Raw genomic sequence first — 14,617 nt, 5'->3', positions numbered from 1 at the left:
TTACCGGTAGTAATCTTGTCACCAAACAAAAAGCCCACGTTAATTAACCTGGGCTTTTTATTGGGCTAAAAGCATCGGTTACAGGGCAAAGTAGTTCGCCATAACGCCGGTTATCACCGGCTCATTGTTGTCTGCATTTTCCAGCAAGAAGCGAGTATCGCCGTTACTCTGCGCCGTTTTTAACTGCGCCTGGCCAGGCAATAGCAGCGGTTTCTTAAATTGATTATCAATGGTGATTTCCGTAACCGGTGCCGCCGGATAGAGATGACTTACCGACATGGCGAGTGTCCACATACCATGAGCGATGGCGCGGGGGAAACCGAATGGTTTGGCCGTTAACGCATTCAAATGTATAGGATTCGCATCACCAGACAGTTTCGCATAGCGCCTGCCTATATTCCCTGGCGCTTCGATATGCGTGGTTGCGTCAGCATATTCTATCTGCGGCTTGATATGGACCGTTCCGGTGCCAGCATTGTTTTCCGTTGACACATGGGGCGCTTTTGCTTTCACAAGATACGTCGCTTGCGCTTCATAAACCAACTGATTGTCTTGCAGCGCGCGGGCGTACATTTTCACGTCCCACCCTCTCTTGTAGGCACTAATATCGGAAAATCCTACACGCATCTCAAAAGGCTTTGCTTTATCGAGGTGATTTAACTGACGAATCTTGTTTTCCCGATGAACAAGGCCTAAAAGGGGAAAAGGGCTACGTTTATGTGCCAAACATTGTAACTGCAGCGGCAATGACAGCACCTGAAGATAACACGGGTGCAATACGGCATGCTCCCAACCGGTTAGCGATGCATACCGGGCCAAATGCTTATCATCAATAATGATATTCTTTTCCCGTGTAATTGCGGGTACCACGGGTGGCTTAAATTGCCGCAGTAAATTTTTGTCAGGCCGGTGTGTCAGCGCCTTGAACATTAAACCAAACATACACGCATCTCCAAAAAAGCTTCATGTAACGATAAGCCGGCTCAATCGACGAAAATACAACTCATCGCATTCCCCTCTGAATACCCAGCGATAGCTCGCATCACCGTTTTCAGTTCTGAATTGCAGAAACATTGCACCGGGAAACAGTCGGCTGTGGTTTATATCTATTTGTCTGCGTCGTATTGCACCTGATTCCTGCTCGGTCCAAATGTCGCCTTCGACTTCAACGCATATAGTTGGGCGGGCAATATCTCTCACTGAATCGTGAACAGGCCTCTTCAACAACGCGCAGAAAACACACAGAATGTTAGTTCTAAATTGCCATACTGACGTTATTACTACGAGAAAAATGATGAGCAGTTCAGGTAGGTTTCCCGGTAGCCAGCTTTTCGCTGTAGGAGGAAGGCACAACAAAACGATAGACGCCGCCGACAGTGGCATTAAGAATGCCAATCGACGGAACGCCCAGCATTTCAGAGTGAAATTATACTTTGACACGATCCAGGATGATTTTCACCATTTCGGCAAGTTCAGGATCATCACATTTCTGGTGGCCCATAAACCAGGCAAAAAGATCAGGATCATCACACGTCAACAGTCGTTCAAACGTTTCCTGTTTCTCTGCGTCTAAATCACTAAATGCTTCTTCAACAAAAGGCAGAAACAGTACATCTAATTCAAGCATGCCGCGTCGACAGGCCCATTTTAAGCGGTTGTATCTTTTCTCTGTGAACATTTATCTATCTACCTCATTACTTATCCGCCGCACTATACCAGAAGCCCGACCTACTCTCACCGTCCTTTTTACCCGTTTCGGTGGTTGAGAATAGAAAATCCTCCCCCATTGATAGGAGATAAACCAGTTTACTACGGATTTCCAATGGTTACGCCTGAAACACTTGATAGCCTTGCTGCTGATTATGTCATTCCACTGACTCACTACACGGTGCTGTCGATTGCCGGTGAGCAACGTGACGATTACTTGCAAGGCCAACTGACTGTAAATGTTAAGAAGTTAGATGAGCAAACCGCCAGACACGCGGCCCATTGCGACTTTAAAGGAAAAACATGGTCACTCAGTAGCGTTTACAGATGGCATGATGAAATTTGGTTAACAATGCCAAAAGGCTGTGCCGAATCCTCGCTGGGGCAACTGAAAAAATATGGTGTTTTTTCCAAAGTGGAAATTAACGACAGAGCTGATGACGTCACGCTGTTTGCGGTTTCTGGCGACAAAACAGCTCAATGGGTAATTGACGTTTTCGGTGCCCTTCCCGATGCTGGACTCAGTACACTGCAAAATGACGCGGGTGTGGTGGTAAGACAAGATTTTCCCTCTGATCAGTTGCTCCTGGCACTTCATACCGACGCTGCAGCCCAATTTCAGCAATGGATGTCAGATAACTCGGTGACAGAATATGCCCCTGACGTGTATGAAGCATTAGCGATAAAGCATGGCATTGCCGATGTATCAGGCGCTGTAGTGAACGAATTCGTGCCGCAAATGATGAACGTGCAAGCCTTGAACGGTATTGATTTCAACAAAGGCTGTTACATGGGGCAGGAAGTGGTGGCTCGCACTCGCTATCTGGGTAAAAACAAACGCGCAGGTTACGTTTTTTGTATCCCACAGGCTGTTGATGTTAACGTAGGTGATACCGTAGAAAAAGAACTGGAAAATGGTTGGCGCCGCGGCGGCACCGTTATTCGTAAAGCGCAACTTAAAGAACAGACCTGGTTTATGGCTGTGTTACCTAATGATACCGAAAGTAGCACGCAGCACAGGTTGGCAAGTAGCCCTGAACTACAGTCATGTTTTACAGCATTGCCTTATAATTTAGAATAATCGTCGTTATCTGACTATCACCACACTGATTGCTCGATAACACACATTCACGTGTCGTGAGACACAATCCATCACAGGAATAACTATGACTATTACAACAGATAGTGTGGTAACGCTACACTACACTGTCTCGACAGACGGTACCGAACTCGATTCATCTGTGGGTAAGAACCCGCTGGTAGTATTGATGGGCAGACGTTTTCTGATTGAAGGCTTGGAAGACGAGTTGGTTGGTAAAACGGCCGGCGACAAATTCAGCACCACAGTAGAACCCGAAAAAGCATACGGTCAGCGTATGGATGAGCTGGTACAAAGCGTGCCTAAAAATATGTTTGAAGGGATGGAAGTAGAACCCGGCATGTCATTCCGTGCGTCGTCGGAAGGTGGTGAGCAGTCTGTAATCGTTATTGAAGTAAACGATGATCATGTGGTTGTAGATGGCAATCACCCGCTGGCAGGCATTACCTTACAATTCGACGTTGAAGTGGTAGAGGTAAGAGAAGCCACGCCGGAAGAACTAGATCATGGTCACGTACACGGCGAAGGTGGTCACCACCACTAAGCCCGATTATGTACAAAAAGCCGGAGAAGGCCCTGCCTTCTCCGGCTTTTTTGTTTTAAATCGCTTCTTCGTTTTGTTCGCCGGTACGAATACGGATGGCGGTTTCTACAGAAGTTACAAAGATCTTCCCATCACCAATCTTGCCGGTTTTTGCTGACGCCTCAATCGCTTCGATTGCCTGCTGTACTTGATCGTCAGCCAGTACCAGTTCAACTTTGATTTTTGGCAGAAAGTCGACCTGATATTCAGCACCACGGTAAAGTTCTGTATGTCCTTTTTGACGGCCAAAACCTTTAACTTCAGTGACGGTCATACCCGCGATACCTACCTCGGCCAGCGCCTCACGAACATCATCCATTTTGAACGGTTTGATTATCGCTTCAATTTTTTTCATAACTTGCTACTCATTGTTAAGTGAACTGATACGACATCCATCTGCGTCGCAAAATCATTGTATAACAAAAACTTGCTTTCACACACAGACGAAAGGTGTAAAGGGCCGTACCATCGTCCCTATTTCGACTTAAATCCTATTTCTTAATTATATACGCCTGAAACAAAAAAGGTGTTTAAAATCGAAACCCCTCATCAGTCGTTGATATTAGTTTGGGTATAGGCGTATAGCTGTATGCTGTATTTTATATACGCAACAACCGCCTAATTCGGTTACTCTGATAAAAGAGTACAAAGCATTCTGACTAATATTCCATGAGCAGGCAAACCGGTTTAACACTAATTGAATTAATGATAGGCGTTGCCATTGTGGCGATTTTGCTTACCGTCGGTGCACCGGCCATTCAAAGCGTGCTTGAACAAAACAAGGTTATTGCCACGGTTAACGATATCAGTAATGCAGCCCGCACAGCGCGCTTCACGGCAATTGATACTGAAGAAACCACACTGGTATGCCCATCGGCCGATTATAAAAGCTGCTCGGGCGATTGGCGTCAGGCTAAAATCGTCTTTGTTGACAGTAACGGTAACGGCAGCCGTGATGATGCAGAGCCCTTAATCAGTTCATCCGACCCCGTATCTTCTGGTGTGAATATTTCAGGGCACACTGGTGCTTTGGTATTTTCTCCTGATGGCAGCGTTAGTAATGCAGTAACCATCAAGCTCTGCCCTGCTTCTGGTGATGCGAAATCTGCCTCAGCGGTGTTAATTAGCTTGTACGGACGGGTGGCGGTGGCCGTGGATAATAGCGGCAACGGCATTAAAGAAGATTTAGCGGGCGCTGATCTTACTTGCAGTTAACGCCAACACTTTGCCGGCAAATAGCTCCCCGACCCGGTAACAGTAAGTGTGTCGCAACCATCGTTTAACGCCCGTGTGCGCTTAGCTTGCAACGTATAGTCTGTTGCAGTAACAGCGACAACACTAAACACATAATCTGCCACCGACACCGAAGACAACTCTGCCGTGCTGGCATATTTGTCGTTTCCCAGCCGGTATCGAATTTGCTCTGCCTGCCATGTCATCAGCTTGTGACGCACTTGTTGAATGTCCTTTCGTTGTAAATAATCCATATAAGACGGCACCGACAGTGCACTTAACACCGCCACAATTGTCATCGAGATCAATAGTGAAACCAGGCTAACGCCCTGTTGAGCCGTGGAATCCTTCCTTTGGTACAGCATACTTCCTTCCTTGTAGTCACTAAACTGCAATTCACTTTATCAGGTTAACTACGCAGCTCTCTGCAGAACACAAGGACAGTTCTGGTGCGACAACACGGACTTACTTTTACTGAATTACTCGTCAGTCTTTCAATCACAGCGATTCTGGCTACACTCGCGGTGCCGGCATTCAGCGAGCAATTATCGTTACTTAAATTGACACGGGTGCTCGACAATGCCGCACTGCAATTACGAAGGGCGCAAAACCTGGCTATTGCATCATCCACGAATGTCACTGTTTCACATGCCGGCGGCAACAACTGGTGTATGGTTATTGCGCTTAATGCGTGTGATTGCAAAGTGGCTGGCGGTTGCAAGGCCGTAGGCGGCATCCCGCCGGTTAACATTCGCACCCACGCTGATGTCACGCTTGAAAAATCAACCTATAAAGCCGCAACCCACCCCACTTTCTCCGCCTCTTCCGGTGGCGTGTCGGGCCAAGCTGGTAGCCTCACTTTCAGCATTAATAACTTAAGTGGAAAAGTCATTGTGAGTAATCAGGGGCGGATTAGGGTGTGCTTGTTGCAACGCCGTTTTGGTGGCTATGCTAAATGCTGACTCAACGGGGCTACACCTTACTCACCATGCTTATCACGTTGGCGTGCGGCCTCTCGTTTATCGTAAGCCTGACCAGTCTCATTGCCACCATGCGAACTAGTCAGCAACAACTGTTAGACGAATTATTGCTGCAGCACGAAATGATGCGCATTGTGGCCACGCTCACCACAGAACTGCGTCAAAGCGGTTATACAGGCACGAATCGCCAACATGTGCTGGCAACAGGAACCAATGTTGTTGCATTCCAGCAAGCAGTGGAATTAGGTGCCTATTCAGGCGAAAGTGCGAAAAGTTGTGTACTTTTTGCCGTCGACCTCAATACCAATGGCACTGCAGATAATGCACCAGTAAACGAACATAAAGGATTCCGGCTAAAAGACAGTGCACTGGAGTCGCGCACCGCGGGTAGACGTTGCGGCCAAACCGGATGGCACGATATCACCGACCCTCGCTTTGTCACAGTTGAACACTTTTCAATTAATCTAATTCCATCACAACAACAAAATGTGCTGCACATTGAACTGAAACTCGCATTGAAAGGCGCTTCGACGATATTCAGGGAAACGCAATTTACGGTAGTGTTGCAACATGGAAACTAACGGAATGCGTTCTGCCATAAAACATTATCAACGCGGAGGCATTTGGTTAAGCGCCGCTTTATTACTTTTGCTGCTCGTCGCCGCCACCGGCATGACGTTAACCATGACCTTAACCGGCACGACAGAACAGCTCCTCTGGCGACAGCAATTTTTGGCAGTTCAAGCTAAAAGAGACGTAGCGATTAACAACGTTATCACGCAAATGTATTTACCTGAAAAGTGGCCTGCAAACTTACCACCAGCCATAACGAAACATGTCAGCCATGTTCAGGAAACCCGCTTTAATGATGCCGACATACTCTCTGCGCACCTGTCGGTTCAGCGCTCGGCAGGCCCGTTCACGCAGAGCCGCGAGATGGACATTGTTCGTTTTCCGCTGATCATGAATGTGCCCGCCGCCCCACTTGTCGTGTTTTCTCACCTTCATCACCAAAGTGGCTTCACCCTTTACCTACAGCCATCAAAGCAAAACCCGGCTTATCGTTATTCATTGTGGTCTTCGGCACCCGTGTTAAGTGCGTCTAACCGACTTACTTGTGAAACTGAAGTGATTAACCTTGTACACTGCAAATCCTCGCCACTGAGTTCGAACAATCATCGAGCATCAGATATTGTCGAAAATGACACCCAGCTCAACATTCCTATAGCACATTACCTTTTTGCTTCTGATCTCGATGGGAGTAGCACGGATGATTATCAGAAACTCGCATGGGTAAAAGCCACCAGTTGTGACTCGCTCCCATCGCCAGCAAGCTTTATCTGGATCACCGGGCATTGTCGAATCAGGGCAAAACAAATGGTAGGCAGTAGCGCCGCGCCAGTGCTACTGGTGATTGAAAATGGTCACCTGGAACTGGAAGATCAGGCGTCGATTTTCGGTATGGTAGTGAGCCTGCGGGTGAACAACCAATTTAGTTGGAAAGTGAAAATGGCAGAAAATACAAAGATAATCGGAAGTCTGCTGGTTAATCACCCTACCTCATCTGACAGCCACTTCAACGTGGTTTACGACCATGCACTGCTCAGGCAACTGCAGCGCAGTCCCGCTCTACAGCAACTTGCGGTTATACCTGGGACAGAGAAGCCCGGCACAGTGAAATAAATACAGTGAAATAAATACAGTGAAATAAACACAGTGAAGTAAACACAGCTCATTTACCATAAACAAAGAAGGTGAAAAACGTACTCATGCACATGCGAACTGTACCACTAATAGGTTATCAGACCGGTTTTTCGATGTTTGAACTGGTGCTCACCCTTTTAATATCGAGCAGTGCGGTATGCAGCACAGTGTCATTGCTTTACCAGCTACAGTTGACATCGCAGGCACTGCCTGTGGCCGCTGAAATGACTTCACGTGCTGAAAACGCACGGGTAATACTGCAATCATCGACAGGCAACGGTATGCGAGATGTGGCTGAATTCAGCGCTTTCACAACAAATCAGGATGCAAGATTGAGTGCGACCACACGGCGTATCGATCCGGGCTCGGCATCAGGCAAAACGCATTATTCACTTAACTGGACAACCACAGATATTTTCTCCGACGGCATTTCCCTGGCCACCACCAGACAAACCAATGCGCCACCATTTCCCTTACTAAAATCAGGAAACGTTACCATTGCATGGAAAGATCATGATGGAACACCAAAGACAATCAGCACGCCTTTCAACCGACGGCATCCATTAACTAACGCGCTGGTTGATAAGATATCGCGGCTAAATACTATCAGGCCATAATGCGTCAAAGTATTTGAATCGTTAGCAAGACCAACAGAATTCGCTGCTTTCAACGCTACCGCTATTATTTTCGTCCCATCCTTTTCGGCCATCGCTGAAATAAACCAGGATACCGTCGGACGCCTGGCTAGAGCCGGATACGGGTGTCGCTCTGAGTTCGTAAGCTACGCCATTAGCTGCTTCAATGGTGAGATTATAGCGCTTATTGGCTGCATCTTCCGAAGCCGGAGACCAGGATGAAAACACCTCAGGACTTCCCGTGTCAGAACCACTGGCAGCCGCTCCGGCATAACTGAAGTTTCCGGTGTGATGCCGTTCCATTGCTGCAGCAAAGGCCATCAAGTCTGCCTGCGCCGATTTTCTGTAACTCTCTTTAATGACGTTTTGGTACGCCGGATACCCTACTCCCACTAAGATACCCGCAATCGCCACGGCAATCATTAGCTCGATTAGCGTGAAGCCCTTATTTTTACTGCCTTTAACTGCCATTTCTACTGCCTTTCTTTCTCTGTCGTCCAGCTATTTTGTTGTACCCGTTCGAATCGGCCGAAAATGTTTTGCGCCAAACAGGCGAACGCTGAAGTACAGGGTTGTTCATTACCATCGCTATCGACATCAATGACCGCCGAAACACATTCCGTACCCAAGCACACCACCGGTTGAACAATTTCTTCTATCAGTATTTTCGTTTCCGGCGCAATACCCGTTTGTTTAAGTTCGGCATAGCGATCGCTTTTATCAATGTCACCATTGTTATTCAGATCATCCACCGCACTTCCGGTTAGCATATCCACAAGGTACGCTCGACTATTCCCGGTTGGCGGCGCACAAGCACTTTCTGAACTTACCGCGGGCACATAGGTTGTGAAGAAAATCTTGTAATCAATGATCAACGGGGACGAAAGTACTTTCTCGCCCGCCGTTGTTAAACGGATAAACCATCCATCTTTACTGGCCAATTCAGCGATGGCCGCCGCCTGCGTATTGGTATCACTGCTGCTAAGTAATGACTCCGTACCATCGTACAAGGTACTTTCTGTTGCCAGCGTATCGAACACATAGTGTCCGTCTGCATCATGCTTAAAGACACCTTTGTCTTTGAGGAAATAAAATTTGTCATTCACATCGGTGTCCAGCGGCGCAGCTCGCCAGCCTGAACCAATTGCAACACCGTAAAATAACTCATCACCCAGGGCGACTTCAGACACATCGGCACCATAATAGAAGCGACGATTTTCAGGCTTGAGGGTGCCGCCAAAATCAGCAATCCGGGCCCCTTTCATAAAGTCAGAACCCGTTTGACCATTGTAAATATCCATACGGAACAGTTGCCCGCCCATATCAGAGACATACATATGATCCGCAAACCCGTCGTTGTCGCGGTCAATCACTGAAATACGGCTGGGAATGCTGTATTGCATTTCCGCAATATTAAGATTCGCATCTTCATTGCTCACTTCCCACAGCAATGCGCCCGTATCGGCGTCGAAAATGTACACCGCGTTACCGAGTGCATCGCCATCACGCTCGTCTTTTGTGTCATGACCTTCTTCATAACCACCACCGATAATCATCACGTTCTTTTCGGTACTACCGTATCGAACCTTTGTAATCGTGGGGCGCGACCAGGTTTGGCCAAGTTTCTCAAGACCGGGGGAGCCCCCTTCAATCTTGAACAACAATTTAGGCGAGTACTTACTGGTTACATCAAATGCGTAGTAATTATTCCCGCCTCGACGCATGCCAACATACAAATAGGTACTGTTGCCTACGGTGCGCAGAACCATGTCACCATCTAAACCATAGATATGATTAAAACTGGAGGAATTAACATAGAAGTCGTGCAGGTTAGAAAGCAGATCCCGCGGAATGATTGCAAAATTCTCTTCCCCGGTTTCTGTATCAAAAGAGTGAAGAAAACCTTGGTTTGTGGCAACAAAAATAGCTGAATCTGTGGCCGAGTAGTTCACAATTACCGGTTGCGAGTGAATAGGATCGCCCATTTGTAAACGTACATCGGTTGAATCGCCGTCGCCATCAGAGTCCTTTACGTCCACTCCACGCGACCATTTCAGCAGTTCGTGCCGCAGAGACAAGGGGTCTGGCTGCGCATCAATGGCCAAATCACTGGTGGTGATTAAGGCGTTATTTTCACTCAATTCATTCAGTGTGGAAGCGATGGTTCCTGGTGTATCAAATACATACAGATTTCGACTGATATTCATCTGACTGGCTGCACCGCCCTGGCGCACGTCGTTTCCATCTTTCAACGTCGACCAGTAACTGTGAGAAGCATCCGAGAAGAATCCCGTTACAGAATCAACGGCATTGGCATTGTTTTTATCTAACACCGTTTCACCGCTAATTTTATATTTCTTCAGGTTGCCCGGCCAGATAGTGCCTTCAGAGGGTTTGAACAAGGCAAAGTACAGCTCATCTTTGTGGGTAAGACGATTGAGTTGGTTAACAGCAACACCTGGCGATACGAACGTGGCATTAATGTCTTTCACCGAACGTAGAATGGTTTGAAACGCGGTGAGCAGGTCGGCACTGTTGTCCACCTGATAAAAACCACCACCACTTTGCAGCGCTAACTGATTTAGGAAGTTATTCGCCTGTGTGTTTGCCGCAAACCCAATGGTGTGGGTGATAACCCGACGGTCAATTACCGAGGTTTCCGATTTGCTGATATTGTTGACTAAATCAAGGCCGCATTTCTCTCCACCACTCCCAGTGCAGCTTTTGCCTAGCATTGACTGAATTTTGCTAACACTGTGATTGCTGTTAGCCTCGCCATCTGAAAGTAAAACGATGTGGTTGTTGGTTTGGCATTGTAAATCCACCACCGGTGAAATATAGGTGGCACCCGCTGGAATGTATTCATTGATACAGTCTGAATCGCTTAGGTTCTCTTCATCACAGCCGTTAGGTCGCACGGGATCAGCACCGGTATAGGAAGAGCGGTGGCTAACGCGGGTATTGCGTCGCACGGTACCACTCACTGAGTAATTACCCCGGGTCAGACCATAGTCTACAGAAAGTCCACCGTAGTAACGGGTAGCTTCGTACAAGGTATCGACGATGGGTGTGTAACCACTGGCTGATAACTCGTCGACTTTACCAATCAAGTGCTCACGAACGGTGGCAGAAACGCCCGGTGTCGCATTACCATTGAACTCAATATACAACTGCGGCGCTCTGGACGCACTGCCGTTAACTGAATAGGCACCGCGGTCGCCATAGAAATCGCTGAGTATCATCATCATATCGTTACCCGCGCTCCAGCCGCCACGGTTAACAATAGATTGAACAATCGAGGTAATGTCGGGAGTCTGGTATGTCCAATTCTCATAGAATCGAGGCATCGTCCAGTTCACGCTACCCGTTTTAGGCATATTGCGCAGCATGTATCGGCTGTAAGGGCTGAAATCATCGGCGTCATTGACTGCGGCACCAGAGATCTTCAATGAAGCGTTACCGCCATGATAGCTATAGCCGGTGAACAACATGTAAGCGCGGCTGATCACAGCATCTTTAGGCACATTGATGTTGGTGAAACGCATGCCGATGTAGCTGTTGTAGTTGGCATTCATCGTCAACTCTGTGCCCGTAGACTGGCGGCCATTATTCTTCTCTTCGGCGTTATCCTTAGTTGATGAAACCTGATAGAGCCCCTCCCCCGAAATACAACCAGTGGCAGTAGACTCATCATAAGTCACCACTAACTGAGGCGCATCAGTCGTGCCATAATCAGCGGCCCGGGCACGACGTTCACTGGAAGGATCTGAGCTCGTGCCTTCAATAATTAAGCTTAACGCTTGCCCACCGCACCATGCGGCCTGCCCGACAATTTCCTGAATGACCGGAGAAAAATCTGGCGTAATCACCATCTCGTCCGTTACTGGAAAGGCATTGTCTTGATCCCAGATCACCTCTGCTGCTGTTGTAGGGCGAGCCGTAATGTTGCCACTTGACGCTGTGAACGGCTGGCTATTTGCAACCTTTTCACCCCGAATGGTGATCACTGATGCAGCGGAATTCAGTTGGCTGGAGGTCAAACGCAAAAAGGCGCTGGTGATGGTCGCTCCCTGAGGAATATTCAAATCAGTAAACCGCAAGCCCGACGTCACGGTCGAGGTACCGTAGGTTAGTCTTAAGGAGTTGGCAGTGGTATCTACAGAGCCTGAGCGCTCTGAAGCATCATCGCCACTGTCGGCTGTCGATGTTATCAGTTCAGGATTAACAGAAGAGTCGATGGCCTGAAGTGGATAAAGAACGGGGCCACCATAATCAGAAAAACGCATTAAGCCAGCGTTGATATTCGTAGATTCGCGCAGTGCGTCTTTAAGCGCATTTTGCACTCTGAGCATGCGGGTCTGACTGGTATTGTCATACGCTTGCATACTGCCCGACGTATCCATGATGAACATCACGTTAGGCTGATACGTTTTCGCTGAATTCGCTGTGCCCAGATAAATGTCTAAGTCGTCTCCCCACGCAGCAAAGCCAATGCATGACCACATCAGAAACGAAACAAAAAAGCGATAAATGTTTTTCATGGTCATCACTCCTACTGCGATGCGGGGGCTACAACGGCAGCCGTGACCGTATTGGCTACGACACTGTTTCGCTCAGCAACTGCGCCACATCCTTTAATCACGAAAACGTGACAGTTTACATTGCTGCCACCAATGACATTGCTCGAACCGCGACAAGCTTGTTCACGGACAAACGCAGTGCGCGACCAACTGTCAGTGCGCATGTCATTTTGATAGTTGCCGGTATTGGTATGCTCTGCGCCAACAGACAAACCTGCGGCGGTTACCCGGCGGGTTGTCCAGCGCGCGTCATTGCACATGAGGGTATCGTTTTCAGGGTCGAAAACTGCAGCTTGTCGAGCCTCAGAAAGCGGGTCGGTTCTGGCCGGGTCAACCAGCAAAATTTCATCTTCAGCTTCGAAAAACACCCCGGCCAACGCCGCTTCGGCGGCGTCAAAGGCCATACCTGAACGCTGCATCGTCACGGCCATTTTATTTTGGCCAAGACTGGATGACACGGCGCTGACCCCTAAGATGGTAAGAGAAATCAACACCAGCAATGCCAGAATAAGCACCATTCCCTGCTGGCGACTATTAACGTGCATCACAAACTCCTCACAAAATTTTTCATATTGCGCAGTGCCAGGGTTTGGGTAAACACCTGATAGTACCGGTCGTTATCGGTTTTAATGGCGGCTTCATTCAATACAGCAATGTCGCGAGGTGCAATCTGACTGACTTCAGAGCGGTCGCTCATCAATAAAATTCCAAGCCTGATCGCGACTGCCTGACGCCCGGCTGTTCGCAATGCGGGTAACTGGCTTGCAGTCACATAGCGCACCGCTTGCCCTTGTGAAGTGGTCACCGAATCGGTCACCCCATACTGCACCTGAAAACTTTCCACGTTATCCATCAGGATCACCGAACGACTTGCAATAGCGGAAGCACGGAGGCCTCTCAATACTCGGCCGTCATAACCGGTGCAATACAGTTTGTTGTCATTAACGTAATAGCGGTTAACAACATGAAATTGCGTACCATCAGGATAACCAAAGCGATTGCCTGTGCAGTCTTCGCTGCCCAGTTGATTGACTACCAGTTCGTCACTGACGCCTGATGCACCTTGTTTGGCCCCTAAGTTGATATCAGACAGATAGTCTCCCGACAGGCCGATGGGGCGATTTTGGACAAATGCGGCTTCAATCGCAGAATCCACAGTGCCGTCGACCGTCGTTACAATAGAATCATATCGCCCGACTTCCATCAGCTCGCGGCCGAAACGTGCCATGATGAAACGTCCAGACTCTTGCACCTGTCCCACCGATTGATTAAGAGAGTTGGTGACTCTGGAGCTGATCATGGTTTGAATTACCGCACCACTTATCACTAGCCCTAAAACTAAAGCGATCATCAACTCAACAAGTGAAAAGCCGCGCTGGTTCATAGGGTGACATCCTTAACCACGCAGGCATTACTGGTATTTGTATCGTTGCATCGATTATTCAGAGAGTATTTCTGATTGGCAGAATTTGTTACTGGCCAGGTGAGTATGATGTGAATGCGCGATCCGGCTGAGCAGGTATCCGTATCGCCGCCGTTGCTGTCGGTACAATTCACATTAAGCGTAATCGTTTTGTTGGTCTGCACTGCAGAGCAAGACAATGACCACGCGTCGTACTGGGCCATTTGCGCTTCACTGCATGTTCCGCCTTCACAGTCTGGTATGGCAGAAGGGCGCGCTAAACAATGACAGGCGTAGGGATCATCAGAGCCGCAGGAAAGCTCTGCAAAATTATAATTGTTGGCAACAAAATATTCGTTGTTAACCACCAGACCATCGCCTGCGACTGCTGGGCGTGTGGCTGCCCGAAGGCGTTCGGCTACCTGTTCGGCAACCAGTTCAGACTGTGTTCGACTAATTGCATCGCGATTAGCAAATGAACCAACAAACTGCAATGAAGCAACGCCGAGCAGGCCAATAGCGAGCACGAACAGGGTAATGAGGACTTCAATGAAGCCCACACCAGACTGACGCTGTTGCAACGTATGCTGACGCATAACCTGAATACCTATGTCGAAGTTGCCGAAAAATAAACCTTTCCCGCAATAATCCTACATTAAGGGCGGTGTTAGATAAGTATCAGCAGGGGGTAATG

At 48.2% G+C, this 14,617-nt stretch carries 16 protein-coding genes; 7 read left to right on the top strand and 9 right to left on the bottom strand.

Annotation, left to right across the window (positions count from 1 at the left end; translation table 11 throughout):
* Positions 1-78: 78 nt before the first annotated feature.
* Complete coding sequence (locus tag BFC18_RS16600; protein ID WP_070126676.1) at positions 79-942, bottom strand: MaoC family dehydratase; 864 nt, start codon at positions 940-942, stop codon at positions 79-81.
* Positions 943-1,426: 484 nt separating this feature from the next.
* Positions 1,427-1,678: an FAD assembly factor SdhE gene (locus BFC18_RS16595; RefSeq protein ID WP_070126675.1), complete on the bottom strand. Its 252-nt coding sequence runs from the start codon at positions 1,676-1,678 to the stop codon at positions 1,427-1,429.
* Between the two features lie 144 nt (positions 1,679-1,822).
* Between BFC18_RS16595 and ygfZ the strand changes: the two genes are divergently transcribed.
* Both ygfZ and BFC18_RS16585 read left to right on the top strand, forming a co-directional pair.
* Positions 1,823-2,788, top strand: a complete 966-nt coding sequence (ygfZ, locus tag BFC18_RS16590; protein ID WP_070126674.1) for a CAF17-like 4Fe-4S cluster assembly/insertion protein YgfZ — start codon at positions 1,823-1,825, stop codon at positions 2,786-2,788.
* Positions 2,789-2,873: 85 nt separating this feature from the next.
* On the top strand, positions 2,874-3,350 hold the full coding sequence (locus tag BFC18_RS16585; protein WP_070126673.1) for an FKBP-type peptidyl-prolyl cis-trans isomerase: 477 nt from the start codon (positions 2,874-2,876) through the stop codon (positions 3,348-3,350).
* A 55-nt stretch (positions 3,351-3,405) separates the two neighbouring features.
* On the opposite strand, the gene BFC18_RS16580 is transcribed toward BFC18_RS16585, so the two are convergent.
* Positions 3,406-3,744 (bottom strand): P-II family nitrogen regulator, encoded by a 339-nt coding sequence (locus BFC18_RS16580; RefSeq protein WP_070126672.1) that lies wholly within the window; start codon positions 3,742-3,744, stop codon positions 3,406-3,408.
* 314 nt (positions 3,745-4,058) lie between these two features.
* Here BFC18_RS16580 and BFC18_RS16575 point away from each other — a divergent pair, with 314 nt between their 5' ends.
* The gene (locus tag BFC18_RS16575; RefSeq protein WP_070126671.1) at positions 4,059-4,604 is read left to right on the top strand and encodes a GspH/FimT family pseudopilin; all 546 of its coding nucleotides are present in this window, start codon (positions 4,059-4,061) and stop codon (positions 4,602-4,604) included.
* On the opposite strand, the gene BFC18_RS16570 is transcribed toward BFC18_RS16575, so the two are convergent.
* On the bottom strand, positions 4,601-4,987 hold the full coding sequence (locus tag BFC18_RS16570; protein WP_083273148.1) for a type IV pilin protein: 387 nt from the start codon (positions 4,985-4,987) through the stop codon (positions 4,601-4,603). The genes BFC18_RS16575 and BFC18_RS16570 overlap by 4 nt on opposite strands.
* Before the next feature lie 84 nt (positions 4,988-5,071).
* Between BFC18_RS16570 and BFC18_RS16565 the strand changes: the two genes are divergently transcribed.
* From BFC18_RS16565 to BFC18_RS16550, 4 genes are all read left to right on the top strand, one after another.
* Positions 5,072-5,584: a GspH/FimT family pseudopilin gene (locus BFC18_RS16565; protein WP_070126669.1), complete on the top strand. Its 513-nt coding sequence runs from the start codon at positions 5,072-5,074 to the stop codon at positions 5,582-5,584.
* The gene (locus BFC18_RS16560; RefSeq protein WP_070126668.1) at positions 5,578-6,183 is read left to right on the top strand and encodes a hypothetical protein; all 606 of its coding nucleotides are present in this window, start codon (positions 5,578-5,580) and stop codon (positions 6,181-6,183) included. The genes BFC18_RS16565 and BFC18_RS16560 overlap by 7 nt, the downstream gene beginning before the upstream one ends.
* The gene (locus tag BFC18_RS16555; RefSeq protein WP_070126667.1) at positions 6,173-7,285 is read left to right on the top strand and encodes a hypothetical protein; all 1,113 of its coding nucleotides are present in this window, start codon (positions 6,173-6,175) and stop codon (positions 7,283-7,285) included. Before BFC18_RS16560 ends, BFC18_RS16555 begins: the two co-directional genes overlap by 11 nt.
* Positions 7,286-7,419: 134 nt before the next feature.
* Entirely contained in the window at positions 7,420-7,923 is a 504-nt protein-coding gene (locus tag BFC18_RS16550) for a hypothetical protein (RefSeq protein WP_070126666.1), read from the top strand.
* A gap of 21 nt (positions 7,924-7,944) precedes the next feature.
* On the opposite strand, the gene BFC18_RS16545 is transcribed toward BFC18_RS16550, so the two are convergent.
* From BFC18_RS16545 to BFC18_RS16525, 5 genes are read right to left on the bottom strand one after another with little or no spacing between them, the layout of a single operon-like run.
* A complete protein-coding gene (locus tag BFC18_RS16545) occupies positions 7,945-8,412 on the bottom strand; it encodes a type IV pilin protein (protein ID WP_070126665.1) in 468 nt (155 codons plus the stop codon).
* A 2-nt stretch (positions 8,413-8,414) separates the two neighbouring features.
* The gene (locus tag BFC18_RS16540) at positions 8,415-12,482 is read right to left on the bottom strand and encodes a PilC/PilY family type IV pilus protein (RefSeq protein WP_070126727.1); all 4,068 of its coding nucleotides are present in this window, start codon (positions 12,480-12,482) and stop codon (positions 8,415-8,417) included.
* An 11-nt stretch (positions 12,483-12,493) separates the two neighbouring features.
* Positions 12,494-13,066: a PilX N-terminal domain-containing pilus assembly protein gene (locus tag BFC18_RS16535; protein ID WP_070126664.1), complete on the bottom strand. Its 573-nt coding sequence runs from the start codon at positions 13,064-13,066 to the stop codon at positions 12,494-12,496.
* Entirely contained in the window at positions 13,066-13,905 is an 840-nt protein-coding gene (locus BFC18_RS16530; protein ID WP_070126663.1) for a PilW family protein, read from the bottom strand. The genes BFC18_RS16535 and BFC18_RS16530 overlap by 1 nt, the downstream gene beginning before the upstream one ends.
* On the bottom strand, positions 13,902-14,519 hold the full coding sequence (locus BFC18_RS16525; protein WP_070126662.1) for a prepilin-type N-terminal cleavage/methylation domain-containing protein: 618 nt from the start codon (positions 14,517-14,519) through the stop codon (positions 13,902-13,904). Before BFC18_RS16525 ends, BFC18_RS16530 begins: the two co-directional genes overlap by 4 nt.
* Between the last annotated feature and the right edge of the window lie 98 nt (positions 14,520-14,617).

This window comes from Alteromonas confluentis (assembly GCF_001757105.1).
Lineage (GTDB): Bacteria > Pseudomonadota > Gammaproteobacteria > Enterobacterales > Alteromonadaceae > Alteromonas > Alteromonas confluentis.
Note: the sequence above shows the minus strand (reverse complement) of the source record. Positions and strands in the feature narration are given on the sequence as shown.